Below are 24843 nucleotides of genomic sequence, written 5' to 3' on the forward strand. Positions count from 1 at the left end.
CAAAAAAATTCATTATCAAAAAAAATAAAGAACAAAGTTTGTAGTGCCAAAAAAAGTATTACTTTTGTAATCCCTACTAAATTGATAGGATTAATATAAAACAACGACAAATGATTGCGCAGATGTTATTAAAAAGCAAACAGAAATCTACTTATAAGGAGGATAGTGCCGGAGAGAAACCAATTAGAAGTGTTGCCAAGGCATTAAGCTGGAGGGTTGTAGGGACTTTAGATACATTAGTGGTTTCTTATGTTTTGACTGGAGAAATTTCTCTTGCAGCTTCCATTGCTTCTGTAGATTTTATAACTAAATTAATTTTATACTTTTTTCATGAACGCGCATGGAATGTTATTAAATGGGGGAAATAAATAGAAGGAAACTATGATTACAGAAGATCAAATAAAAGAATTGAACGAAGCATATAAAGATGCTTCTCCTGCAGACATCATAAAGAAAGCATTTGAGTTGAATAACAATGCCGTGGTGACTACTAATTTTAGACCATATGAAGCAGCAATTCTTCATGCCGTAAGTTTAGTAGAACCTAAAATATCTGTTGTTTGGTGCGATACAGGATATAATACGCCTCAAACATATAAACATGCAGAGCAGGTTATTAAAGATTTAAACTTGAATGTCTTTTTATATGTGCCAAAGCAAACCTCTTCGCATAGAGATGTTGTTATGGGTATTCCTTCTGTTGATGATCCAAAACATGCTTTGTTTACTGAGCAAGTAAAGTTGGAGCCTTTTAAAAGAGCAATGGATGAACATAAACCAAATGTGTGGTTTACTAACTTACGTCAAGGGCAAACAGCTTTTAGAAATAGCATTGGCATTTTTAGTTTAAGTAAAGAAGGTGTTTTAAAAGTGAGCCCTTTCTACTTTTGGAATGATGAGAAATTAGATAGGTATTTAGAAGAAAACAAGCTACCAAATGAGTTCAAATACTTTGATCCAACAAAAGCATTGGCCAATAGAGAGTGTGGATTACACGCTTAACATATTAAATTAAAGATAAATTGTTGGGTGCAAGGAGCCACAACCATTAACCAACAATCAACAAGAAACAATTATGAATAAAGACACATCACATATCAATTCATTAGAAAACGAAGCGATATATATTATGAGAGAAGTAGCAGCACAGTTTGAAAAACCAGTGTTGTTATTTTCAGGAGGAAAGGATTCAATTACTTTAGTTAGGTTAGCTGTTAAAGCATTTTACCCTGCAAAAGTACCGTTTCCTTTAATGCATATTGATACGGGACATAATTTCCCTGAAACGATTGAGTTTAGAGATCGGTTAGTAAAGGAGCTTGGTTTAGATTTAATTGTAAGAAATGTACAAGATTCTATCGATCAAGGAAAAGTAAAGGAGGAGTCAGGTAGATATGCTAGTAGAAACCAATTACAAACAACTACACTTTTAGATGCTATTGAAGAATTTAAATTCGATGCTTGTATTGGTGGTGCACGTCGTGATGAAGAAAAAGCCAGAGCTAAAGAACGTATTTTCTCTGTGCGCGATGATTTTGGACAATGGGATGAAAAAAACCAACGTCCTGAGTTGTTCGATATGTTAAATGGTGAAATAGAATTAGGGCAAAACGTTCGTGTATTTCCTATTTCTAATTGGACTGAGTTAGATGTTTGGTCTTACATAGAAAAAGAGAATATTGAAATCCCATCTATTTATTTTGCACATAAACGTAAAGTATTTCTAAGAGATGGTATGATTTGGTCTGCTGAAGATGAGGTGGTTTACAGAGATGAAGAAGAAGAAGTAATTGAAGAAATGGTGCGTTTTAGAACGGTAGGTGATATGAGTTGTACGGCAGCTGTGTTATCTGAAGCTTCAACGATATCTAAAGTAGTAGAAGAAATTAGAGATTCTACAATTTCGGAAAGAGGTGCGCGTATAGATGATAAGCGCTCTGAAGCAGCCATGGAAAAACGTAAACAACAAGGGTATTTTTAAAATTTTCTTTAGAAAATTTTGCCTTTAGCTTTAGGCAATTAAGCCATTAAGCAGACTAAAAAAGAATTTAAAAATAGGTTGAGGTAATTAGTCAACAACTAAAAAGCCAACAGCCAACAGCTAATAAAAAATGGAAGTATTAAAAATAGCAACAGCAGGAAGTGTAGATGATGGTAAAAGCACCTTAATTGGACGTATTCTTTATGATACAAAATCATTAACTACAGATAAGTTAGAGGCCATTGAAAAAACAAGTAAGCAACGTGGGTATGATTATCTAGATTTTTCATTAGCCACGGATGGTTTGGTTGCAGAAAGAGAGCAAGGTATCACCATAGATGTGGCACATATCTATTTTTCAACAAAGAAGAAAAGTTATATCATCGCAGATACGCCAGGTCACGTAGAATACACCCGTAATATGGTAACAGGGGCTTCAACATCTCAAGCATCTATCATCTTAATCGATGCTAGAAAAGGGGTGATTGAGCAAACAAATCGTCATTTTTTCATCAATAATTTATTAAGGATTAAAGATGTTGTGGTTGCGATTAATAAAATGGACTTGGTTGACTATTCAGAAGAGGTTTATAATAAGATTAAAGCCGACTTTGAAGAGTTAATGAGTAAAAGAGATTACCAAGATCAGAAAATTACATTCATCCCTGTAAGTGCTTTAAAAGGTGATAATGTTGTTAATAGATCAGACAAAATGCCTTGGTATGAAGGAGAAGCATTATTAGAACATTTAGAAGCTATTGATAAGGCAGATATTTTCAATGTTGGGACACCACGTTTCCCTGTGCAGTACGTTATTCGCCCGAAAACGGAAGATTTTCACGATTTTAGAGGATATGCTGGTAAAGTTTATGGGGGTAATTTAAGTGTAGGTGATGATATTATCGTATTGCCATCAAAAACGAGATCGAAGATAAAAGATATTTATTTCTATGATGAGAAGTTTGAAACGGCTTCAAGACGGTCGTCAGTAACAATCACATTAGAAAATGATATTAATGTGAGTCGTGGTGATATGATTGTTAAAGAAGGCGATTTACCAAAAATTGACAAGCAATTTACAGCCAATGTATGTTGGATGGATGCAACGCAATTAACCCCAGGAACAAAATATGTAGTGCAACATGGGGTTAATAAAGTGTTAGCTAAAGTTGATAGAATTAACCATAAAATAAATCCTGATTATTCAGGAATTGAGAAAGATGTTACAGGATTGAACGTTAACGATATTGCTTCAGTAACATTCAAATTAAATAAACCAATTTTTTACGATCAGTTTAAAAACCATAGAACAAATGGGTCGTTTATTTTAATTGATTCTCAAAATAATAATACTGTAGGAGCAGGTTTTATACAGTAATAAATAATTTAAAAATTCTTTTCTAAATAAAGAAAAGGTCAGGTATGTCATGCAAAGTTTTAGAACAGAAATAGAAAATCCAGTAGTTGAAAAGGATATTATTGAATTAGCTAACAAGATTGAGCTTTTTCATAATGGAAAGATAGATGAAGAAAAGTTTAGAAGTCTTCGTTTAGCACGTGGGGTTTACGGTCAGCGTCAAGAAGGCGTTCAAATGATTCGTATTAAAATACCTTACGGTAAGCTTAAGAGTAATCAATTACGAAGAATTTCTGAGGTGTCAGATGAGTATTCAAGAGGGCGTTTACATATTACAACTCGTCAAGATATTCAAATTCACTACGTAGATTTAAACAGAACACCAGAGCTTTGGGCTGAGTTAGAACGTGATGATGTAACACTTCGCGAAGCTTGTGGTAATGTGGTAAGAAATGTAACGGCAAGCGAAACTGCAGGAATTGATGTGGACGAACCTTTTGATGTATCGCCTTATGCAGATGCTTTGTACAAATTCTTTTTACGAAACCCGATTTGTCAAGAAATGGGGCGTAAATTTAAAGTGTCGTTTTCGTCAACAGATGAGGATACAGGATTATCTTATTTACATGACATTGGGTACATTGCTAAGGTAAAAGATGGTGTTCGTGGATTTAAGGTGATGGTAGGCGGAGGCCTTGGTTCGCAACCTCGTCATGCAGACGTATTGTTTGATTTTGTTGAAACAGATAAGATCATTCCTATCATGGAAGGCGTTTTAAGAGTTTTCGACCGTTATGGCGAGCGTAAAAGCCGAGCTAAAGCAAGAATGAAATTTTTGTTAAAGGACATCGGTTTAGAGGCCTTTAGAGAGTTAATTGAGCAAGAGCAAAACGCCATTGAGTTTAAAAGTGTAGCTATCGATGCTGATGCCTATCAACCATCTCAACCAGTGAAACTTGCTGAAATTCCAGCGGTTGAAATTAAAGATCAACAAGCTTTTGAAACTTGGAAATCAACTAACTTAATTCCTCAAAAACAAGAGGGGTATGTGGCTATTGGAATTAAAGTGTTATTAGGAGATTTTTATACAGATAAAGCACGTTTGTTAGCAGATTTAGTTGATAAATATGCCGCAGGTGAAGTACGTTTAACATTGCGTCAAAATATTGTGATTCCATTTGTAAAGCGGGAATTAGTACCTTTCCTTTACAAGGAATTAGAAAAGTTAGGTTTTGTAGAAGCAGGCTACAATAAAGCTGTAGATATCACGGCATGTCCTGGTACAGATACCTGTAACTTAGGGATTGCCAGTAGTACAGGGATTGCAGAGGAGTTAGAGCGTGTAATTAAGGCAGAATATCCTCAGTATTTAAAAAACGAAGATCTGGTTATTAAGATTAGTGGTTGTATGAATGCTTGTGGGCAACACAATATGGCAAATATTGGTTTCCAGGGAATGACTGTACGTACCCCAGATAAATTAGTAGCACCAGCCTTACAGGTGTTACTTGGTGGAGGTAATCAAGGTGATGGAAACGCAACCTTTGCTGATAAAGTAGTAAAAGTGCCAAGTAGAAGAGGACCAGAAGCATTGCGAAGAATCTTAAACGATTTTGAGGCGAATGCTAACGGCAAACCATTTGTAACGTATTACCAAGAAAAAGGCGAGAAGTATTTCTACGATTTCTTGAACGATTTACAAGATGCTACAAATCTAACCCAGGAAGATTTTATTGATTGGGGCGAAGAAGAGAAGTATGTTAAGGAGATTGGAATTGGAGAATGTGCGGGTGTAGTAATAGATTTAATTGCAACCTTATTCTTTGAAAGTGAAGAGAAAATAGAAAATGCTAAAACCTCTTTCGATGATAAAGTTTATTCAGGGGCCATTTACCTAGCTTATCAGTCATTAGTGAATTCAGCAAAAGCTTTATTATTGGCTGAGAATAAAAAGACAAATACACATGCTGGCATTATTTCTCAGTTTGATGAATTATTTGTTGCTAGTGGAAAACTTGATTTAGGTGTGTCTTTCTCTGATTTAATATATCAAATCAATAAATTTGCGCCGACTAAAGACTTTGCTTCTAAATATATTGAAGATGCAAACCAGTTTTTAGATAAGGTAAGGGCATATAGAGAGGCTCAAACGCAATTAGAGAAAAAGGCAGTTTAAAAAGTGCGATGAGTCATAAAACCCCAAAATTAACGGTAGTAGGTGCAGGTCCTGGAGATGAAGACTTAATAACGCTTAAAGCTATTAAGTCCATTGAATCGGCAGATGTTGTTCTTTATGATGCCCTAATCAACGAATCTTTATTGAAATATGCTTCAGAGGATGCTGAGCTTATTTTTGTAGGGAAGCGTAAGGGGTGTTATGCATTCCAACAAGAGCAAATAAATGAACTCATCGTTTCTAAAGCCAAAGAAAGAGGACATGTTGTACGTTTAAAAGGAGGTGATCCGTTCATTTTTGGTCGTGGTTCAGAAGAGATTGATTATGTAAAACCATTTGGTCTAGAAACTTATATGGTGCCTGGTATTTCATCAGCACTAGCGGTGCCTGCATATCAAGGTATTCCTTTAACAAAGCGTGGTGCATCAGAAAGTTTTTGGGTGGTTACGGCAACAACTAAGGATCATGCCTTGTCAAGCGATGTGGCTCTAGCAGCAAAATCATCAGCTACTATAGTAATCCTTATGGGGATGCATAAATTACATGAAATTGTTAAAGTGTTTTATGCCGAAAACAAGAGAAATACCCCAGTGGCTGTCATTCAAAATGGTACTAGAGATAATGAAAATGTGGGGATAGGGTATATTAGAAATATTCAACAAATAGTAAATGAAAAACAACTGTCGGCTCCTGCAATTATCGTTATAGGAGAAGTTGTTAAGCAAAGAGCGGAGTTGGATTCCATATATAGTAAAGTTGTAGAGGATTAAATGAAAGAAAGAAATAATTTATATCCTATTTTTTTAAAGGCCAGAAGCTTAAATATATTGATAGTGGGTGGTGGTTTTGTGGCTGAAGAAAAACTAACGTTCTTATTAAAGTCTAGTCCAGATGCTTCCGTAACTATGGTATCGCCTATGTTTAGAGAAGGAACAGTATCTTTAGCAAAAAAAGGAGATGTTACCTTAATTGAAGATACCTATAAGAAAAAGTATTTAAAAGGAAAGCATATAGTGGTTGCAACCACCGATGTTCCTGAAGTGAATATGAAGGTACATAAACATTGTAGAAAACGAAGCATTTTGGTTAATGTAGCAGATAACCCACCGTATTGCGATTTTTATATGGGAGGTATTGTTACCAAAGGCAATGTAAAGGTGGCTATTTCAACAAATGGAAAGTCGCCAACAACAGCTAAGCGTCTAAGACAATTTTTTGAGGAAGTAATTCCTGAAAATATAGATGATTTAGTAAAAAACTTAAACGAATATAGAAAAACAATAAAAGGTGATTTCGAAGAAAAAGTGGAGACACTAAACGAATTTACCAAAGGATTAATACAAAAAAGAGAGTCATAAAATGATTAAGACCGATATACTTATCATTGGTGCGGGGCCAACAGGTTTATTTACTGTTTTCGAAGCAGGATTATTAAAATTAAAATGTCATTTAATAGATGCCTTACCGCAACCAGGAGGGCAATGTTCAGAATTGTATCCAAAAAAACCTATTTATGATATCCCGGGGTTTCCAGAAATTTTAGCAGGAGATTTAACAAGAAACTTGTTAGAACAAGGTAAACAGTTTGAACCTGGATTTACCTTGGGGGAGCGTGCTGATACCGTTGAAAAACAAGAAGATGGTACCTTTATAGTTACTACAAATAAAGGGACCAAACATCAAGCGCCGGTAGTTGCAATTGCTAGTGGTTTAGGAAGTTTTGAACCTAGAAAGCCTCAACTTGAAAACCTTGCTAAGTATGAAGACAAAGGTGTTGAATACATTATAAAAGAACCTGAGTTTTACCGTGATAAAAAGGTTGTTATTGCTGGAGGAGGAGATTCTGCTCTCGATTGGAGTATTTTTTTAGCAGATGTGGCAAAAAGTGTAAGCTTGGTACACAGGCGTAATGAGTTTAGAGGGCATTTAGATTCTGTTGAAAAAGTTCAAGAGTTAAAGAATGAAGGACGTATTAATCTTATTACACCAGCCGAAGTAACCGATATATTAGGAGATGGTAAGGTTGAATCTATTGAAATTACGAAACAGGGAGAGGATCCTATTACTTTGGAAGCAGATCATTTTATACCCTTATTTGGACTCTCTCCTAAATTAGGCCCTATTGCAAATTGGGGCTTAGAAATCGAAAAAAATGCCATAAAAGTTAACAATGCATTAGATTATCAAACGAATATTCCAGGTATATTTGCTATTGGTGATGGTAATTACTACCCTGGAAAATTAAAACTAATACTTTGTGGTTTTCATGAAGCTACCATCATGTGTCAGGCGGCCTATAAAATTATTAATCCAGGTAAGAAATTTGTATTAAAGTACACGACGGTCTCTGGAGTAAATGGTTTCGATGGTACCAGAAAAGAGGCGCCAAAAGCGGTTGTTCAGGCGATAAATTAATTTGGCCTTTATCATAAAATGATATCCCGCGAGTTTTAAATAAAACCGCGGGATTTATTATTTAAAATAAGATTATTTGGGTATTAGTTTTATTTTTATCCTTCCATAAAAAGAATTTTTCACTGATGAAAAGCTATAATGTTTGCTTAAAAGATACTGTAAAGACGTTTACCAAACGATTGTTTTACTCCCTGTTCGATTGTGAACAAGAAGAGGAGCATGGAAAATATCTAGAAAAGACCTTTTTGAAAATCTTATCTAAGTTGGATATTGAAAATGGAGAAGCTATTTGGGAAGACTTTAAAAATGAATTGCCAAAAATTAGAGGAAAATTAGATTTAGATGCCATTGCATTTGAAAAAAATGACCCTGCATCCCATTGTTTAGAGGAGATTTATTTGGCATATCCAGGGTTTTACGCTATTTCTATCTACAGATTAAGTCATGCACTTTACAAACGTAACGTATATATTCTACCTAGAATGATGAGTGAGTATATTCATGGAATTACAGGAATCGACATTCACCCTGGAGCAACTATTGGCGATTCGTTTTATATAGATCATGGTACGGGTATTGTAATTGGTGAAACGTCCATTATTGGTAAGGATGTGAAAATTTATCAAGGAGTTACTTTAGGAGGGATTTCAGTGGCTAAAAATTTGGCAAAAACAAAACGTCATCCTACTATTGAAGACGGTGTTTGTATTTATGCGAATGCTACCATTTTAGGCGGTGATATCTCAATAGGGGCAAATAGTATTATTGGAGCTAATGTCTGGATTACCGAATCGGTTCCACAAAACTCATTAGTAACTTACCAAACAGAAATTAAAATAAGACCTAAAAAAAATGGCATACGAGAATAGTATTATTGGTCAAATAGGGAATACCCCTTTGGTAGAGGCTACCCACTTGATTAAAAAAGAAGGGGTTCGTTTATTTTTAAAGCTGGAAGGGAATAACCCTGGAGGTAGCGTTAAAGATCGCCCAGCCTTTAATATGATTAACGAAGCCTTAAAACGAGGTGATATAAAAAAAGGAGGGACACTTGTAGAAGCGACTAGCGGAAATACTGGTATCGCATTGGCTTTTATAGCGAAGTTATTGGGCTTGAAAATGGTATTAATTATGCCTGAAAATTCAACTGAAGAACGTGTAAAAACGATGCGGGCCTATGGTGCTGAGGTTATTTTAACACCTGCCGATATTGGTATTGAAGGCTCACGTGATTTAGCATTTAAATTACGGGATGAAAAAGGTTACACCTTGTTAAATCAGTTTGAAAATCATGATAACTGGAAAGCACATTACAAAACAACCGGTCCAGAAATATGGGAAGCCACCAATGGAAAAATAACACATTTTGTGTCTGCTATGGGTACCACAGGAACTATAACAGGAACATCTAAATATTTGAAAGAAAAAAATAATACGGTAACTATTGTTGGAGCGCAGCCAGCCGATGGAGCCAGAATTCCTGGGATTAGAAAATGGTCGCCAGAATATGTGCCAAAGTTTTTCGAACCTAAGCGGGTAGATATCGTGGTAGACGTTTCAGAAGAAGACGCTAAAGCTACTACCATTAAATTAGCTAAGGAAGAAGGGGTATTTGCAGGTATGAGTAGCGGTGGTTCAGTGTTTTGTGCTTTAACTATTGCAGAACAAATTGATGCAGGAGTTATTGTAGCAATTATTTGTGATAGAGGAGATAGGTACTTATCTTCATCTTTGTTTGAGTAGCAGCTAACGATTTTTACAAAATTAGTGTGAATAAAGGAATATAGTTAGTATTTTTGTTCGCCAGTTCATTAACGTATTAGTGTTATCAAGAAAGGTAGAGGGATTAGACCCAATGAAACCTTGGCAACCCTTTAACTTGTAAAGAAGGTGCTACGTTCTACTCCAAAGTTTTAGGAGACAGATAACGAATAGTATTTTTGCTTTTCTTGATGATATTATACATTAAAATAATATCAAAAATGTCTAACATACACCAAGCTTTAAAAGAACGAATTTTGGTTTTAGATGGTGCCATGGGGACCATGTTACAAGCCTATAAATTTACGGAGGAAGACTTTAGAGGAGAACGCTTTAAAGATTACCCAGTGCCTTTACAAGGTAATAATGACTTGCTGTCTATTACACAGCCAGAGGCTATTAAAACCATTCATGGTAAGTATTTCGAGGCAGGAGCAGATATTATTGAAACGAATACCTTTTCAGGTACTACTATTGCCATGGCAGACTACCAAATGGAAGATTTGGTTTATGAATTAAATTATCAATCAGCCAAAATAGCCAAAGAAGTTGCGGAAGAATTTACAGCAAAAGAACCTCATAAACCTCGCTTTGTAGCAGGTTCTATAGGGCCTACTAATCGTACGGCAAGTATGTCACCCGATGTAAATGATCCAGGGTATAGAGCGGTAACCTTTGATGAATTAAGAATTGCTTATAAGCAACAAGTTGAAGCTTTAGTAGATGGAGGGGCAGATTTAATGTTAGTAGAAACGGTGTTCGATACCTTAAATGCCAAAGCGGCCTTGTTTGCTATTGAGGAAGTAAAAGAAGCGCGTAATATTGAAATGCCAATTATGTTGAGTGGTACGATTACAGATGCTTCTGGAAGAACCTTGTCTGGACAAACAGCAGAAGCCTTTTTAATTTCGGTATCACATGTGCCATTGCTTTCGGTTGGATTTAACTGTGCTTTGGGAGCAAATTTGTTACAACCACATTTAGAGGCTATCGCTAATAAAACTGATTTTGCTATTTCTGCACATCCAAATGCTGGTTTGCCAAATGCTTTTGGTGAGTACGATGAGACCCCAGAAGAAATGGGAGCGCAAATTGAAGAGTATTTAAAGAAAAATTTAATAAATATTATTGGTGGTTGTTGCGGTACATCCCCGGAACATATTAAGGTTATTGCAGATATAGCGGCTAAGTACGAACCGCGCCCACATGCAGAACTAGTTTCGGCATTAAATTAAGACAACGTGATTTTAGAAGTGGCCATTTTGAATATTAAAACAGGAATGTCAGCTGATTTTGAAACCAGTTTTAAAAAAGGCTGAGAATATTGTTTCATCAATGAAAGGTTACATCTCACATCAGTTAAAAAAATGTGTCAAGGAAGACAATAAATACATATTACTAATAAACTGGGAAACGATTGAAGACCATGAAATTGGATTCAGACAATCAGATCAGTATCAAGAATGGAAAATGTTATTACACCATTTCTATGAGCCTTTTCCAGTAGTTGAATATTACCAGTAAAAGTTTTACACCTGATAGATCCAAGTAAAGTCCATGAAAATAAAACAAACCAAATACATGAAACTGTCAGGGTTAGAACCTCTAATCCTAAACGAGAACAGCAACTTTATTAATGTTGGGGAGCGTACCAATGTTGCAGGTTCTAGAAAGTTTTTACGATTAATCAAGGAAGAAAAGTTTGATGAGGCACTTGATATTGCACGTCATCAGGTCGATGGAGGCGCACAAATTGTTGATATTAATATGGACGATGGGCTTCTTGATGGAAAAGAGTCAATGGTACGCTTTTTAAACTTGATAGCAGCAGAACCAGATATTTGTAGAGTACCAATGATGATTGATAGTTCCAAATGGGAAATCATTGAGGCGGGATTACAGGTAGTACAAGGGAAGTGTGTCGTTAACTCTATTTCACTTAAAGAAGGGAAAGAAAAGTTTATTTGGGAAGCTAAACAAATAAAGAAGTATGGCGCAGCGGTAATTGTTATGGCTTTTGATGAAGTGGGCCAAGCCGATAATTATGAGAGACGCATTGAAATTGCAAAACGATCTTATGATATCTTGGTTCATGAAGTAGGCTTTCCGTCTGAAGATATTATTTTCGATTTAAACATATTTCCAGTAGCTACTGGCATGGAAGAACATCGTAGAAATGCCATCGATTTTATCGAAGCCACAAAATGGGTTCGTGAGAATCTTGAGAATGTTTCGGTAAGTGGTGGTGTGAGTAATGTATCCTTTTCTTTTAGAGGAAACAACGTGGTTCGTGAGGCCATGCACTCTGTATTTTTATATTATGCGATTCAGAATGGCATGAATATGGGTATTGTAAACCCAGCTATGCTAGAAGTATACGATGATATACCGAAGGATCTGTTAGAGCATGTTGAAGATGTTATTTTAGACAGACGCGATGATGCCACTGAGCGATTACTAGATTTTGCCGAAACGGTAAAAGGTTCAAAAAAGGAAAAGATAGTAGATTTAACTTGGAGGGAGGGCTCCGTTCAAGATAGAATTACACATGCTTTGGTAAAAGGATTGGATGCTTTTATTATTGAAGATGTTGAGGAAGCAAGGTTAGCATCAAGTAAACCTATCGAGGTTATTGAAGGTCATTTAATGACTGGTATGAACGTGGTTGGCGACTTGTTTGGCGCTGGAAAAATGTTCCTTCCGCAGGTAGTAAAATCAGCCCGAGTAATGAAGAAGGCTGTAGCCTATTTGAATCCGTTTATTGAGGCTGAAAAGTCGGATAAATCAGAGCCTGTTGGAAAAATATTAATGGCCACTGTAAAAGGAGATGTGCACGATATTGGTAAGAATATTGTAAGTGTGGTATTAGCCTGTAACAACTACGAAATTGTTGATTTAGGGGTTATGGTACCTCCAGAAAAGATTATTGAAACCGCCATTAGTGAACGAGTTGATGCCATAGGCTTATCTGGTTTGATTACACCGTCATTAGATGAAATGGTGTATTTGGCTAAAGAAATGCAAAACAAAAACTTTGAAGTGCCATTGTTAATTGGTGGAGCGACAACATCTAAAGCGCATACAGCAGTAAAGATTGATACCGAGTATAACAACGCGGTGGTCCATGTAAACGATGCATCGCGGGCTGTAACAGTGGTTGGAGATTTGTTGAACAAGAAAACATCTAATGAATATGTTGCAAAGCTTAAGCAAGATTATGATGAATTTAGAACCAAGTTTTTAAAACGCGGTAAGGAGAAATCATATATTTCTATAGAAGAGGCAAGAAGCAGGAAATTTAAAATTGATTGGAATACTTCAGAAATTGTAAAACCAAAGGAATTGGGTGTTCAGATTTTGAAACAACTTAGTTTAAAAGATTTATTACCATTTATAGATTGGAGTCCGTTTTTTAGAAGTTGGGATTTGCATGGAAAATACCCAGATATTTTGAAAGATAATGTTGTAGGCGAACAAGCTGTACAACTATACAATGATGCTCAAGAAATGATCCAGCAAATAGTTGCCAAACAATTATTAAAACCAAAGGCAGTTTTTGGTTTATTTGAGGCCAATACTATTAATGATGATGATATTTCTGTAAAAAAGAAAGGTGAAGAAATTGCAGTTTTTAGAACGTTACGCCAACAATTAAAAAAGCGTGAAGGTATTCCTAATCATGCACTAGCCGATTATATTGCACCTGAAGACACAGGAAGGACAGATTATATGGGGGCTTTTTGTGTGGGGATTTTTGGAGCGCAAGAATTAGCAGATTCATATAAAGAAAGGCATGATGATTATAATGCCATTATGGCTCAGGCCATTGCAGATCGTTTTGCTGAAGCTTTTGCCGAATATTTGCACAAGCAAATTAGAATTAAGCATTGGGGTTATGCTGCAGATGAGAATTTTAGTAATGATGAACTAATTAAAGAAAGCTATAAAGGGATTCGTCCGGCACCAGGCTACCCAGCTTGTCCCGACCATTTAGAGAAGGAAACCATCTGGGACTTACTTGAGGTTGAAAAACTAATTGGTGTTACTCTAACCGAAAGTTTAGCTATGTGGCCTGCAGCAGCAGTTTCTGGCTATTATTTTGCTAACAAAGAAGCTAAGTATTTTGGTTTGGGTAAAATTACGGATGGCCAATTGACCGATTATGCAGAAAGGAAAGGTATAGATAAAGCAAAAGCTAGAAAGTGGTTGCACCCAAATTTAGCGAACCAATAAAATATGACATTCATAGAATTAACACTTGGAAGCTATATGATTTCTCATGGATATGATGAGCATAACAAAGAAATATTAGAAGAGGTTACTGTCGATGGGTTTTCGAAAAAAATTGTGGCTATTTCTAGGATAAAATCAATTAGTGAAAAATATATTCTAACAGATTATCTAGGGGGCAGATGGATTTATTGGGAATATAAAGAGTCTTTTAAGGAGTTAAAACGCATTTTGGTTAAGTAATGCTAGAGGATAAAATCAAAAATAGGACCTCAGGGATTTTGCTTTATGGATTAACACCTCCAAAGTTACATGCCGATACGAGTAAAATTAGAGCCATCGCTAGCAAACAAATGGAGCGTATTAATGGTTTAGAAATAGATGGTATGGTGTTATACGACATTCAAGATGAATCTTCTAGAAATGATGCGCCACGACCATTTCCTTTTATGGAAACCTTAAGTCCAGAGGTTTATAGCGCCAACTATTTAAAGGATTTAAATCTGCCGAAGATTATATACAAAAGTGTTGGCAAGTATTCTAAAGAACAATTACAGGATTGGATAAACCAGAATTCTAAGGATATAGATTTCTCTGTTTTTGTTGGAACACCTTCAAACAAGCAAAAATCTAGTTTGTCTTTAAACGAGGCCTATGCTATTAACTTAAAGGCGAATTCATCTATGACTTTAGGCGGCGTTACCATCCCTGAAAGGCACTACAAAAAAAATGACGAACATAAACGTCTTTTTAGTAAGATAGATAAAGGGTGTCATTTTTTTATTTCACAATGTGTTTACAATATTAATAATTCAAAAAACTTTCTTTCTGACTATTACTATAATTCGATTAATAATAACCGAGAGCTACTACCTATTATATTTACGCTAACGCCATGTGGTTCCATAAAAACTATGGAGTTTATGGAGTGGTTGGGAATTGATATTCCAAAATGGTTAAAAAACGATTTAAAACATTCTGAGGATATTTTAGCGAAGTCCATCGACGTTTGTAAAAGCATAGCCCATGAATTATTAGATTTTTGTACAGGAAAAAATATTCCTATTGGATTTAATGTGGAAAGTGTGTCAATTAGAAAGGCTGAAATTGACGCTTCTATTGAATTACTCAAAGATATAAAGGCCATGATGAATAAATATGAAACTTCTGCTGCTCCATTAAGATAAGTGTATTATGTTTGTGTTTGGGATTGAGGCAGATGTTGAAACTCCCTGACTTAAGTAGGAGTAATTTCCGAAAACCTAGCCGTAAGTAACATGTCAGACATAGTTTTCGAATACGTTTTAAGGTGAAGGTAATGCTCATAAAAGATTATTTAGAAAGAAATGCTGAAATAATTCAGGATAAATGAAAGTAACAGATCACATAAAAAAAGCCAATGGAAAAACCTTGTTTTCGTTTGAGGTAATTCCACCAAAGAAAGGTAAAAATATTCAGGATTTATATAACAATATAGATCCCTTAATGGAGTTTAAACCGCCATTTATTGACGTTACCACCTCTCGCGAAGAGTATGTATATATTGATAAGGGGAACGGGCTTTTAGATAAACGAATTACCAGAATGCGCCCAGGAACTGTTGGTATTTGTGCGTCTATTATGCATAAGTATCAGGTAGATGCTATTCCGCATTTATTGTGTGGTGGTTTTACTAAGGAAGAAACTGAATACGTTTTGGTAGATTGTCATTACCTGGGATTGGATAATGTCATGGCTTTACGGGGCGATTCAATGAAGGACGAGCCTTATTTTAAACCATTAAAGGGAGGTAATGCTTTTGCTAGTGATTTGGTCGAGCAGATTGCTAACTTAAATAAGGGTAAATATTTACATGATGATGTTGAGGTAGAACATAATTCTAATTTCTGTATTGGGGTGGCAGGATACCCCGAAAAACATATGGAAGCACCTTCGTTACTAACAGATTTAAAACGTTTAAAGGCTAAGGTCGATGCGGGTGCCGATTATGTGGTTACACAAATGTTTTTTGATAACAGTAAATATTTTGAGTTTGTAGATATGGCTAGGGATATGGGGATAACCATTCCTATTATTCCAGGTATTAAACCTATTGCTGTAAAACGTCATTTACAATTGTTGCCACAGGTATTTAAAATTGATTTACCTCAAGATTTAATTGATGCGGTAGAAGGCTGTAAAGACAATAAGGCTGTGCGTCAGGTTGGAGTGGAGTTTGCCATTCAGCAATCTAAAGAACTGAGAGACGCTGGGGTCCCCGTCTTACATTATTATTCGATGGGGAAAAGTGATAATGTTCATGCAATTGCTAAGGCTTTGTTTTAATAATTATCTTACATTTACGGCTTTAAACCCAAAAATGAAGTTTTTTTATTCCTGCTGTTTTTGTTTGTTGTGCATTATGGGGTTTACTCAGGATAAGGAGACATCGTCTTATTTTGATTTAAACTATTTTACAGGGAATATAGCCAATCACAACAATGATATTCTGCACTTAATACAAGGACATCCGGAGGGTGTTATTGTAGGTTGGAATAAAAAAACCTTTGGCTTTGCAGACTGGGAGCAGCACTACAATTATCCAGACCTAGGTGTTTCTTTTTTGTATCAAGATACTAAAAATGAAGTTTTAGGTGATAATTACGGCCTTTATGCGCATTGTAATTTTTATTTTTTTAAACGAAATTTGATGTTTAGAATAGGGCAAGGTCTTGCTCTAACAACTAATCCTTACGATAAATATTATAATTTTAGAAATAATGCATACGGCACCGCATTGATGAGCAGTACCTATTTAATGCTTAATTTTAAAAAGGAGCGTCTTTTCAAACAGTTTGGTTTACAAACAGGATTATCATTAATTCATTATTCAAATGCAAATGTAAAAGCACCTAATAGTAGCACCAATTCCATAACATTTAATTTGGGTGTTATTTATAGTTTAGATGAGGTTGAACCCGAATATCAAACAAATATTCGCGATGGTGCAAACCAAAAATTTACCGAGCCTATAAAGTATAATCTGGCTTTTAGAACAGGGATTAATGAAAGTGATGTGGTAGGTAGTGGACAATTTCCATTCTATATTTTTTCAGGATACGCAGATAAGCGTTTAAGTTATAAAAGTGCTATTCAAATAGGTGCAGACGTGTTTTTCTCTAATTTTTTAAAAGAACTCATACATTATAAAAGTGTATCGTTTCCAGAAGAAAATGTATCTGGTGATGAGGATTATAAACGTGTAGGGGTTTTTATTGGACATGAGTTATTTATAAGCAGAACCACATTAGTCACTCAATTAGGATATTATGTATATTATCCTTTTGATTTTGAAGGGAGAACATATATGCGTATTGGATTAAAACGATATTTTGGAAAAAAGATTTTTGGAGCGCTTACCTTAAAATCTCATGGGGCAAAAGCCGAAGCTCTTGAATTTGGAATAGGGGTAAGATTGTAGGTGATTATGGAAAAGCTTTTGTTTATTTTTATTATTGTTTCTATAGAACTATTAACAGAGGGTAAAAAAGTTGATATAACTTGAAAAGATTAATTTACATATTGGTTTTAATATGTTTTTTTGCTTGTAATAGCGAAAACGCGGGGGATTGCTTTCAAACTTCAGGAACCATAATACAACAGGAATATGCCTTAGATGATTTTGAAAAGGTTTTGGTTAATCGAGATATTGAGCTGATTGTAAGGCAAGGGCAAACTCAAAAAGTAGTTATTGAAACGGGTAAAAACTTAATTAATGATGTTAAGGCCGAAGTGGTTGATGGTCAGCTAAGATTAACCGATGGGAATACCTGTAATTTGGCTAGGGCTTATGGAGTGACTAAGGTCTATATAACATCTGCTAATATTACGCAAATACGAAGTGCTACGCAATATGATGTAAGATCGGAAGGTACTTTAAACTACCCGAGTTTAGCCATTTTTTCCGAAGACTTTAATGGAGAAGCAGAAGTTAATAGCGGAAATTTTGATTTAACTGTAAACTGTAATCGCTTTAGTTTGGTATTTAATAACTTATCAAATGCTAAAATATCTGGTAATGCAGAGGATTTGAGTATTACCCTAGCCGCAGGGTTGTCCCGTGTTGATTGTGGTGCGTTAGTAGCTAAAAATATATCTGTTTGGAATAGAAGTTCTAATGATATTATAGTGAATCCGCAATTGAAACTGTCTGGTCAAATATTGGGTACAGGAGATGTTATATCACTTAACAAACCTCCTCAAGTTGATATTGAAGAGGTTTATAAAGGCCGTTTAATTTTTAAATAGGGTAACAGATTGCTTTGCGATTTCCAATTCTTCGTTAGTCGGAATCACAAGTATTTTAACTTTTGAATTCGCTGTACTAATGCTTCTAATACCGTCTGCTCTTTTGTTATTAGCTTCTTTGTCTAGATCTATTCCAATAAAGTCTAAATCTTCACAGGCCATTTCTCTTATAATACTAGAATTTTCACCAATTCCAGCCGTAAAAACTATTGCGTCTAAACCATTTAAAACTGCTGCGTAACTACCAATGTATTTTTTAATACGGTAAGTATTCATATCTAAGGCCAACTGGCAATCTTTGTTTCCGCTGGCAGCTTCATTCTGGATATCTCGTAAATCGCTAAACCCTGTTAACCCTAGCATGCCACTTTTCTTTTGTAGCAGATTATTGATTTCTTGTAGACTATAATCGTATTTCTGAGCCAAATAGAAAATAATGGATTGATCAATATCTCCACAACGTGTTCCCATTATAAGCCCATTTACAGGCGAAAACCCTAAAGAATGGTCAATACTTTTACCATCCTTAATGGCTGTCATGCTGCAACCATTACCTAAATGAATAGTTATTATTTTTGATTTGGGCTTACCAATAAATTCAATAGCTTTTTCAGAAACATATTTGTGGCTAGTTCCGTGAAATCCATAGATGCGAATGTTATGCTTTTCAGAAAACTCTTTTGGTATAGCATATCGATATGCTTTTTCTGGAATTGACTGATGAAATGCCGTATCAAAAACAGCTACCTGTTTTGCATTCGGAAAAATAGCTTCTGCTACCTCTATCCCTTCAAGGTTTGCTGGGTTATGCAAAGGGGCCAACGATGACAGGGCTTTTATTTTTTCTTTTACCTCTGGGGTGATTTCAGTGGTGTCACTAAAATATTTGCCTCCATGAACAACACGATGCCCAACAACAGCAATGTCGTCTGAAGATTTTATTATTCCAGTATCTGGATCCAACAACTGTTTAGCCAATAGTTCTAAACCTACTTTATGATTAGGTATCGCTGTAGACAATTCAACCGTGTTGTCAGCAGTTTTAAATTTGAAGTTGCCATTTTCTAAGCCAATACGTTCTATTAAGCCAGAGCATAAAATGGTTTCATTAGGCATAGAAAAGAGTTGGAATTTCAATGATGAACTTCCTGAGTTTAAAACGAGTACTTGCATGTTAAAATTCTTGTGCTTGAATAGCGGTTATTATTACGGTACTATAAATATCGTCGGCAGTACAGCCTCTACTTAAATCATTAACAGGTTTATTTAAACCTTGTAGCATAGGGCCTATAGCCAGAGCTCCTGTTTCACGTTGAACAGCTTTGTACGTATTGTTACCAGTATTTAAATCAGGAAATATTAATACACTAGCCTGACCTGCAACTTCCGAATCTGGTAGTTTGCTTTTTCCTATACGCATATCTACTGCTGCGTCATATTGGATTGGGCCTTCTATTTTTAGGTTAGGTGCAGAAGCTTTTGCAAGTTCTGTAGCAGATCTTACTTTGTCTACTTCTTCGCCTTTACCAGAAGCCCCAGAAGAGTAAGATAGCATGGCTACTTTTGGTTCAACACCAAAATTTTGCGCAGTATGAGCAGAAGATATAGCTATTTCTGCCAATTGTTCTGCATTTGGATTCGGATTAATGGCGCAGTCACCGAAAATAGAAACACGGTCTTCCAAGCACATAAAGAATACAGAAGACACGATATTTACACCTGGTTTTGTTTTAATGAATTGAAGCGCTGGTCTTAAAGTATGTTGAGTGGTATGAACAGCTCCAGAAACCATACCATCTGCGTGCCCCTTATAAATCATCATTGTAGCAAAATAAGACACATCGTTCATGGTATCTTTAGCCATTTGGAGATTTACATTTTTATGCTTTCTCAATTCATAGAACGTCTGTGCGTAATCATCAAAGTGTTCAGAGGTTTGTGGCCATACCACATTAATATCGTTCAAATTTAAAGGGATGTCGTGCTTGTTAATACGTTCTTGGATTTTGTCTTTTTCTCCAATAAGTGTGAGCTCGACAACATGTGCATCGATAAGTCTTGCTGCCGCTCTTAAAACGCGTTCGTCATATCCTTCTGGTAAAACAATATGTTTTTTGTTTTTAAGAGCACGTTGTAATAAAGTGTATTGAAACATCCTTGGCGTAAATACACCAGATTCAAAGGTTACCAAGTCATTTGATAGTTTATCAGTATCTACATGTTTTTCAAATGTTGCAATCGATGTTTCTATCTTTTCTGTGTTCTCAGCATATATTCTGGATTTAATTTTACCAATGCTATTGGTTACCGAAAAGGTGCCCTCATTTACACTAATAATTGGCACAACGCTCGATAATCCCTCAATTAATTTTAAAATAGAATCTTCTGGAATTAATCCTCCCGATAGCACAATTCCTGCTATTTTTGGATAGTTTTTTGATGCGTGCGCTTGCAAGGCACCAAGAATAATATCTGCGCGGTCACCTGGGGTAATCACTAAAGCATTTTCTTTTAAGTGTGTAATATAGTTGCGCAGTTGCATCGCACCAACACTAAAGTTCTCTGATTGGTTGTTAACCATATCTGCCCCAAAAAGAACATTACCATTAAGTTTTTTTACAATTTCCTTAATGGTTGGGCTTGCCAGACTTTTTATTTTTGGTATGACAGTAATGTCTGTACCATCATTAATTCTTTCTTTAAGTTGACCTTTAAGATCGGAAACAAATTCAGGATCAATTTTATTGGTCATTATGGACAAAACGTCCACTTCTTCTTTGAATGTGTCGTAGGCAAGTTTAACACTATCAACTATTTCAGATAGACTCTTTTTGTCTCCCTGCGATACAATAATAGCTGGAAGTCCAAGATTTTTAGAAATAAGAAGGTTCATATCCAGTTCTAAACTAGAATTTTCATGCGAAAAATCGGTACCTTCAACCAAGATAAAATCAAATCGTTCTTCTAGATATTTATATTTTTTTATTATTTCATCAATAACATCACCAGATTTACCTCTGTTATATAAATCTAGAACTTCGGTTCTGGAATAAGCAAAAGTCTTCTTGTAATTGATATCAATTTCAAAATAGGATATTACTGTATTAATATGGTTGTCCATTTCTCCAATTTCAGTATCTTCAATTATGGGTCTGAAGTAACCTACTTTAGCAGTTTTTCCTAATAGCATGCGCATTAATCCAAGAACGACTACAGATTTTCCGCTGTTAGGTTCGATAGTTGCGACATAAATTCCTTTACTCATCTCTTAATTTTAATAATGTTATAAAGATAGATTTTTGATACTGTTCAATTGTCTATCTGGGTTTGTTTCCTTTTAACCGAAGCAAAATTAATGCGTTGAATCATTCATATAGATGATTTTTGTCATACTTATTCTAACGAATGTTTAAATTTCCTGCAGTTAATAAATTTTAATCTATAAACTTGAAGTTAAATCTCTAAATAAGGTTTCTAAACTAGTGTTTTTTTTGTTTAATTGAAGAATTTTTAATTGATTATCATGAGCAAAATCAAACACATGAGATCTCATGTCTTGGGATGTATTAAATGTAATTTCGTAAACAAAGTCATAGGTGTTTATTACTTTAGAAACTTTAGGGAGCTTCAAAAGAAAAGCGTCTTCCACACGATAGTCAAATTCAACAACAACTATTTGTTCTTTTTCATCTCTTAAGTCTTTTAAAAACCTATCTGCCACAATTTCTCCTTTGTTAATAATAATAACTCTATCGCACATAGCTTCAACTTCTTGCATAATATGTGTTGAAAGAAATACCGTTTTCGTTTTCCCAATAGATTTAATAAGGTTTCTAATATCTATGAGTTGGTTGGGGTCTAAACCAGTAGTTGGTTCGTCAAGGATGAGCACTTCAGGATCATGCAATAGGGCATTAGCCAGCCCTACACGTTGCCTGTATCCCTTAGAAAGTTGACCGATTTTTTTATGAGATTCAGGTGTTAATCCAGTAAGCTCAATAACCTCTTGGATGCGCTTTTTGGCAATACCATATATGTTGGCATTAAATGATAAATATTCTTTTACGTATTGTTCTAGATATAAGGGGTTGTGTTCGGGTAAATAACCAACACTTTGCTGTGCTTCTTTGGTGTTAAGATTAACATTAAATCCGTTTATTTTTGCCTGTCCTTGACTAGCGCTTAAGTATGTAGTTAAAATTTTCATCATAGTGGATTTACCAGCACCATTAGGACCCAAGAATCCAACAATTGCTGGCTTATCAATTTTAAACGAAATTTCATTCAAAGCCTTTTGGGTACCATAAACCTTTGTAACTCCTTCAACTTCAATAGACATAATTAAAATAATTTGTTCAAAAATAATTGATTATATAACGTAAAGGAAGTTTTGCTATAAAATCTTTAAAACTTTTAGGAATTCTATAAAAAAGGGTTTTACAGGTTTTATTTTCTTAAATAATTATTTACTTTAGCCGCTCAATTAAGACTATGACAGTATTTTATACATATTTTAACTACTATTTCTTTTTTAGTAAAAGAAACGAGACGTTATGTGTATAATTTAAAACATAAATAAGCATGATAAGTCTCGATGAAAATCGAGACTTTTTTTTGTTAAGCCATTAATAGAATTTTGAATAACTAGAGTTTAGAATATAAAAATTGATTAATAAAGTAGCCATACAAGGGGTAAGAGGGTCGTTTCATCATATTGTATCTCAACAATTTTTTGATGATACTATAGATTGTATTGAATGCTTAACCTTTGATAGGGTAGTGGAATCATTAATCACTGAAGAGTGCGATGCCGCTATTATGGCGCTAGAGAATTCTATTGCTGGTTCCATTATTCCTAATTATGCTTTAATAGATAAGTATGAACTTCATGTTGTAGGAGAGCATTATTTAGATATTCAGCATAATTTAATGGCCCTGCCCGATCAACGTATTGCAGATATAAAAGAAGTGTATTCGCACCCGATGGCACTACTGCAGTGTAAAGAATTTTTTAAGAAACACCCGCATATTAAGCTAGTTGAAGATAAAGACACGGCAGAGGTGGCAGAGCGAATCCAAGAAATGAAGCTAAAAGGTGTTGCAGCTATAGCAAGTGTAACTGCCGCTGAGATTTTTAAGTTAAATATTCTTGCACACAGTATTCAAACCATAAAGCATAATGAAACTAGGTTTGTTATTGTAAAGCGAACAAATTCAGAAGTACATAAGGATGTAATTAACAAGGCATCAGTTAAGTTTGAAGCCAACCATAAACGTGGTAGCCTGGCAACTATTTTGAATGTTATGAGTGATTGTAAGTTGAATTTAACCAAAATTCAATCTTTGCCTATCGTTGAAACTCCTTGGAAGTACGCTTTTTTTGTCGATGTAACTTTTGAGCAATACTTAGATTTTGAAAAAGCTAAATCGGTTATCGACATTATGGGCGATGGATTTAAAGTATTAGGGGAATATAAAAATGCAAAGTTATGATTGAAGTAGCAAACCGATTACATACCGTAGAGGAATACTACTTCTCGAAAAAATTAAGAGAGGTAGGACTGCTAATAGCCAGCGGAAAACCTATAATTAGTTTAGGTATTGGTAGTCCTGATTTGCAGCCACCACAAAAGGTTCTTGATGCGATATTAGAAAGTTTTAAAGATGCAAATGCCCATAAATACCAAAGCTATCAGGGTTTGCCTGAGCTTAGGGAGGCTATGGCCTCTTTTTACAAGGCGCATTTTTCGGTAAACCTAAGTGCACATACAGAAGTACTGCCATTAATGGGCAGTAAGGAGGGTATTATGCATATTTCAATGGCTTATTTAAACGAAGGTGATGAGGTGCTTATTCCAAATCCAGGGTATCCAACGTATCAATCTGTAACTAAACTGGTAGGCGCCAAAGGCGTACTATATAATTTGGATGAAAAGAATAATTGGCTACCAGATTTTGATGCTTTAGAAAAACAAGATTTAACCAAGGTAAAGTTGATGTGGGTTAATTATCCGCATATGCCAACAGGTGCGCAACCCGATAAATATGTATTTGAAAATTTAGTCTCTTTTGCCAAGCGTCATAATATCTTAGTTGTTAATGACAATCCATACAGCTTTATTTTAAATGATTCACCTAAAAGTATTCTAAGTGTTGAAGGAGCAAAAGATGTATGCTTGGAGTTAAACTCTTTAAGTAAAACGTTTAATATGGCAGGTTGGCGCGTAGGCATGGTTGTTGGAAATAGTGAGCATATAAAAAACATTTTGAAAGTAAAGAGTAATATGGATTCCGGGATGTTTTATGGTATTCAAAAGGGAGCTATTGAGGCATTGAAGTGTTCTAGTATGTGGTTTGCAACGTTAAATAATGTGTATAAACAACGTCGAGATTTAATATGGAAATTGGCTGATGCTTTAAACTGTACTTACGATAGGAATGCTATCGGTATGTTTGTATGGGCTAAATTACCTCCTCAGGTTAAGTCGGAAGAGTTTATTGATTTGGTCTTGAAAGACAATCACATTTTTATAACGCCAGGAACTATTTTTGGCAGCCAGGGAGAAGGTTATGTTAGATTTTCGTTGTGTTCATCAACAGATAATATTGAAGAGGCAATTGCAAGAGTGAAATGAG

At 35.2% G+C, this 24843-nt stretch carries 23 protein-coding genes and 1 riboswitch; of the genes, 20 read left to right on the forward strand and 3 right to left on the reverse strand.

The genetic code is table 11. From position 1 onward, the window contains the following. Window positions 1–110: 110 nt before the first annotated feature. The 18 genes from E5D58_RS09685 (at window position 111) to E5D58_RS09770 (ending at window position 18207) form a co-directional block, all read left to right on the forward strand. Window positions 111–368, forward strand: coding sequence for a DUF2061 domain-containing protein (locus E5D58_RS09685; RefSeq protein WP_136481658.1), 258 nt, complete (start codon window positions 111–113; stop codon window positions 366–368). A gap of 13 nt (window positions 369–381) precedes the next feature. Further along, window positions 382–1002 carry a phosphoadenosine phosphosulfate reductase domain-containing protein gene (locus E5D58_RS09690; protein ID WP_136481659.1) on the forward strand — a complete coding sequence of 207 codons (621 nt, stop codon included), beginning with the start codon at window positions 382–384 and terminating at the stop codon, window positions 1000–1002. A gap of 19 nt (window positions 1003–1021) precedes the next feature. Continuing rightward, entirely contained in the window at window positions 1022–1981 is a 960-nt protein-coding gene (gene cysD, locus E5D58_RS09695) for a sulfate adenylyltransferase subunit CysD (RefSeq protein ID WP_262710727.1), read from the forward strand. 130 nt (window positions 1982–2111) lie between these two features. Next, window positions 2112–3359: a sulfate adenylyltransferase subunit 1 gene (locus E5D58_RS09700; protein ID WP_136481661.1), complete on the forward strand. Its 1248-nt coding sequence runs from the start codon at window positions 2112–2114 to the stop codon at window positions 3357–3359. 49 nt (window positions 3360–3408) lie between these two features. Beyond that, the gene (locus tag E5D58_RS09705; protein ID WP_136481662.1) at window positions 3409–5514 is read left to right on the forward strand and encodes a HEPN domain-containing protein; all 2106 of its coding nucleotides are present in this window, start codon (window positions 3409–3411) and stop codon (window positions 5512–5514) included. Between the two features lie 8 nt (window positions 5515–5522). Continuing rightward, window positions 5523–6284: a uroporphyrinogen-III C-methyltransferase gene (gene cobA / locus E5D58_RS09710; protein ID WP_136481663.1), complete on the forward strand. Its 762-nt coding sequence runs from the start codon at window positions 5523–5525 to the stop codon at window positions 6282–6284. Further along, entirely contained in the window at window positions 6285–6872 is a 588-nt protein-coding gene (locus E5D58_RS09715; protein ID WP_136481664.1) for a precorrin-2 dehydrogenase/sirohydrochlorin ferrochelatase family protein, read from the forward strand. 1 nt (window position 6873) lies between these two features. Then, window positions 6874–7929: an NAD(P)/FAD-dependent oxidoreductase gene (locus E5D58_RS09720; protein ID WP_136481665.1), complete on the forward strand. Its 1056-nt coding sequence runs from the start codon at window positions 6874–6876 to the stop codon at window positions 7927–7929. 125 nt (window positions 7930–8054) lie between these two features. Next, on the forward strand, window positions 8055–8798 hold the full coding sequence (gene epsC / locus E5D58_RS09725; RefSeq protein ID WP_136481666.1) for a serine O-acetyltransferase EpsC: 744 nt from the start codon (window positions 8055–8057) through the stop codon (window positions 8796–8798). Further along, the gene (cysM, locus tag E5D58_RS09730; protein WP_136481667.1) at window positions 8782–9672 is read left to right on the forward strand and encodes a cysteine synthase CysM; all 891 of its coding nucleotides are present in this window, start codon (window positions 8782–8784) and stop codon (window positions 9670–9672) included. Before epsC ends, cysM begins: the two co-directional genes overlap by 17 nt. Before the next feature lie 79 nt (window positions 9673–9751). Further along, window positions 9752–9860: riboswitch (SAM riboswitch) on the forward strand. A gap of 51 nt (window positions 9861–9911) precedes the next feature. Then, complete coding sequence (locus E5D58_RS09735) at window positions 9912–10925, forward strand: homocysteine S-methyltransferase family protein (protein WP_136481668.1); 1014 nt, start codon at window positions 9912–9914, stop codon at window positions 10923–10925. A gap of 100 nt (window positions 10926–11025) precedes the next feature. Continuing rightward, window positions 11026–11214: an antibiotic biosynthesis monooxygenase family protein gene (locus E5D58_RS09740; RefSeq protein WP_235835888.1), complete on the forward strand. Its 189-nt coding sequence runs from the start codon at window positions 11026–11028 to the stop codon at window positions 11212–11214. Between the two features lie 33 nt (window positions 11215–11247). Beyond that, window positions 11248–13923, forward strand: a complete 2676-nt coding sequence (gene metH, locus E5D58_RS09745) for a methionine synthase (RefSeq protein WP_136481669.1) — start codon at window positions 11248–11250, stop codon at window positions 13921–13923. 3 nt (window positions 13924–13926) lie between these two features. Continuing rightward, window positions 13927–14163: a hypothetical protein gene (locus E5D58_RS09750; protein ID WP_136481670.1), complete on the forward strand. Its 237-nt coding sequence runs from the start codon at window positions 13927–13929 to the stop codon at window positions 14161–14163. Further along, entirely contained in the window at window positions 14163–15107 is a 945-nt protein-coding gene (locus E5D58_RS09755) for a methylenetetrahydrofolate reductase (RefSeq protein ID WP_136481671.1), read from the forward strand. The genes E5D58_RS09750 and E5D58_RS09755 overlap by 1 nt, the downstream gene beginning before the upstream one ends. A 181-nt stretch (window positions 15108–15288) precedes the next feature. Continuing rightward, window positions 15289–16245, forward strand: a complete 957-nt coding sequence (gene metF / locus E5D58_RS09760) for a methylenetetrahydrofolate reductase [NAD(P)H] (RefSeq protein WP_136481672.1) — start codon at window positions 15289–15291, stop codon at window positions 16243–16245. A gap of 76 nt (window positions 16246–16321) precedes the next feature. Next, window positions 16322–17380, forward strand: a complete 1059-nt coding sequence (locus E5D58_RS09765) for an acyloxyacyl hydrolase (RefSeq protein ID WP_235835889.1) — start codon at window positions 16322–16324, stop codon at window positions 17378–17380. Between the two features lie 80 nt (window positions 17381–17460). Next, window positions 17461–18207: a head GIN domain-containing protein gene (locus E5D58_RS09770; RefSeq protein WP_136481674.1), complete on the forward strand. Its 747-nt coding sequence runs from the start codon at window positions 17461–17463 to the stop codon at window positions 18205–18207. Here the strand turns inward: E5D58_RS09770 and E5D58_RS09775 are convergent. From E5D58_RS09775 to gldA, 3 genes are all read right to left on the reverse strand, one after another. Next, window positions 18193–19380, reverse strand: a complete 1188-nt coding sequence (locus E5D58_RS09775; protein WP_136481675.1) for an acetate/propionate family kinase — start codon at window positions 19378–19380, stop codon at window positions 18193–18195. The genes E5D58_RS09770 and E5D58_RS09775 overlap by 15 nt on opposite strands. Window position 19381: 1 nt before the next feature. Continuing rightward, the gene (pta, locus tag E5D58_RS09780; RefSeq protein ID WP_136481676.1) at window positions 19382–21472 is read right to left on the reverse strand and encodes a phosphate acetyltransferase; all 2091 of its coding nucleotides are present in this window, start codon (window positions 21470–21472) and stop codon (window positions 19382–19384) included. A 174-nt stretch (window positions 21473–21646) separates the two neighbouring features. Further along, window positions 21647–22546, reverse strand: a complete 900-nt coding sequence (gene gldA / locus E5D58_RS09785) for a gliding motility-associated ABC transporter ATP-binding subunit GldA (RefSeq protein WP_136481677.1) — start codon at window positions 22544–22546, stop codon at window positions 21647–21649. A gap of 326 nt (window positions 22547–22872) precedes the next feature. Here gldA and E5D58_RS09790 point away from each other — a divergent pair, with 326 nt between their 5' ends. Together E5D58_RS09790 and E5D58_RS09795 are read left to right on the forward strand one after the other, a co-directional pair. Beyond that, on the forward strand, window positions 22873–23700 hold the full coding sequence (locus E5D58_RS09790; protein WP_136481678.1) for a prephenate dehydratase: 828 nt from the start codon (window positions 22873–22875) through the stop codon (window positions 23698–23700). Beyond that, window positions 23697–24842: a pyridoxal phosphate-dependent aminotransferase gene (locus tag E5D58_RS09795; protein WP_136481679.1), complete on the forward strand. Its 1146-nt coding sequence runs from the start codon at window positions 23697–23699 to the stop codon at window positions 24840–24842. Before E5D58_RS09790 ends, E5D58_RS09795 begins: the two co-directional genes overlap by 4 nt. Window position 24843 lies beyond the last annotated feature (1 nt).

This window comes from Cognatitamlana onchidii (assembly GCF_004804355.1).
GTDB classification, from domain to species: Bacteria; Bacteroidota; Bacteroidia; order Flavobacteriales; family Flavobacteriaceae; genus Cognatitamlana; species Cognatitamlana onchidii.

What these genes read in the sequence shown, in the direction of transcription:
- E5D58_RS09685 (WP_136481658.1), top strand. Translation starts at nt 111, where the DNA reads ATGATTGCGCAGATGTTATTAAAAAGCAAACAGAAATCTACTTATAAG.
- E5D58_RS09690 (WP_136481659.1), top strand. Translation starts at nt 382, where the DNA reads ATGATTACAGAAGATCAAATAAAAGAATTGAACGAAGCATATAAAGAT.
- E5D58_RS09700 (WP_136481661.1), top strand. Translation starts at nt 2,112, where the DNA reads ATGGAAGTATTAAAAATAGCAACAGCAGGAAGTGTAGATGATGGTAAA.
- E5D58_RS09705 (WP_136481662.1), top strand. Translation starts at nt 3,409, where the DNA reads ATGCAAAGTTTTAGAACAGAAATAGAAAATCCAGTAGTTGAAAAGGAT.
- cobA (WP_136481663.1), top strand. Translation starts at nt 5,523, where the DNA reads ATGAGTCATAAAACCCCAAAATTAACGGTAGTAGGTGCAGGTCCTGGA.
- E5D58_RS09715 (WP_136481664.1), top strand. Translation starts at nt 6,285, where the DNA reads ATGAAAGAAAGAAATAATTTATATCCTATTTTTTTAAAGGCCAGAAGC.
- E5D58_RS09720 (WP_136481665.1), top strand. Translation starts at nt 6,874, where the DNA reads ATGATTAAGACCGATATACTTATCATTGGTGCGGGGCCAACAGGTTTA.
- epsC (WP_136481666.1), top strand. Translation starts at nt 8,055, where the DNA reads ATGAAAAGCTATAATGTTTGCTTAAAAGATACTGTAAAGACGTTTACC.
- cysM (WP_136481667.1), top strand. Translation starts at nt 8,782, where the DNA reads ATGGCATACGAGAATAGTATTATTGGTCAAATAGGGAATACCCCTTTG.
- E5D58_RS09735 (WP_136481668.1), top strand. Translation starts at nt 9,912, where the DNA reads ATGTCTAACATACACCAAGCTTTAAAAGAACGAATTTTGGTTTTAGAT.
- E5D58_RS09740 (WP_235835888.1), top strand. Translation starts at nt 11,026, where the DNA reads ATGAAAGGTTACATCTCACATCAGTTAAAAAAATGTGTCAAGGAAGAC.
- metH (WP_136481669.1), top strand. Translation starts at nt 11,248, where the DNA reads ATGAAAATAAAACAAACCAAATACATGAAACTGTCAGGGTTAGAACCT.
- E5D58_RS09750 (WP_136481670.1), top strand. Translation starts at nt 13,927, where the DNA reads ATGACATTCATAGAATTAACACTTGGAAGCTATATGATTTCTCATGGA.
- E5D58_RS09755 (WP_136481671.1), top strand. Translation starts at nt 14,163, where the DNA reads ATGCTAGAGGATAAAATCAAAAATAGGACCTCAGGGATTTTGCTTTAT.
- metF (WP_136481672.1), top strand. Translation starts at nt 15,289, where the DNA reads ATGAAAGTAACAGATCACATAAAAAAAGCCAATGGAAAAACCTTGTTT.
- E5D58_RS09765 (WP_235835889.1), top strand. Translation starts at nt 16,322, where the DNA reads ATGGGGTTTACTCAGGATAAGGAGACATCGTCTTATTTTGATTTAAAC.
- E5D58_RS09775 (WP_136481675.1), bottom strand. Translation starts at nt 19,380, where the DNA reads ATGCAAGTACTCGTTTTAAACTCAGGAAGTTCATCATTGAAATTCCAA.
- pta (WP_136481676.1), bottom strand. Translation starts at nt 21,472, where the DNA reads ATGAGTAAAGGAATTTATGTCGCAACTATCGAACCTAACAGCGGAAAA.
- gldA (WP_136481677.1), bottom strand. Translation starts at nt 22,546, where the DNA reads ATGTCTATTGAAGTTGAAGGAGTTACAAAGGTTTATGGTACCCAAAAG.
- E5D58_RS09795 (WP_136481679.1), top strand. Translation starts at nt 23,697, where the DNA reads ATGATTGAAGTAGCAAACCGATTACATACCGTAGAGGAATACTACTTC.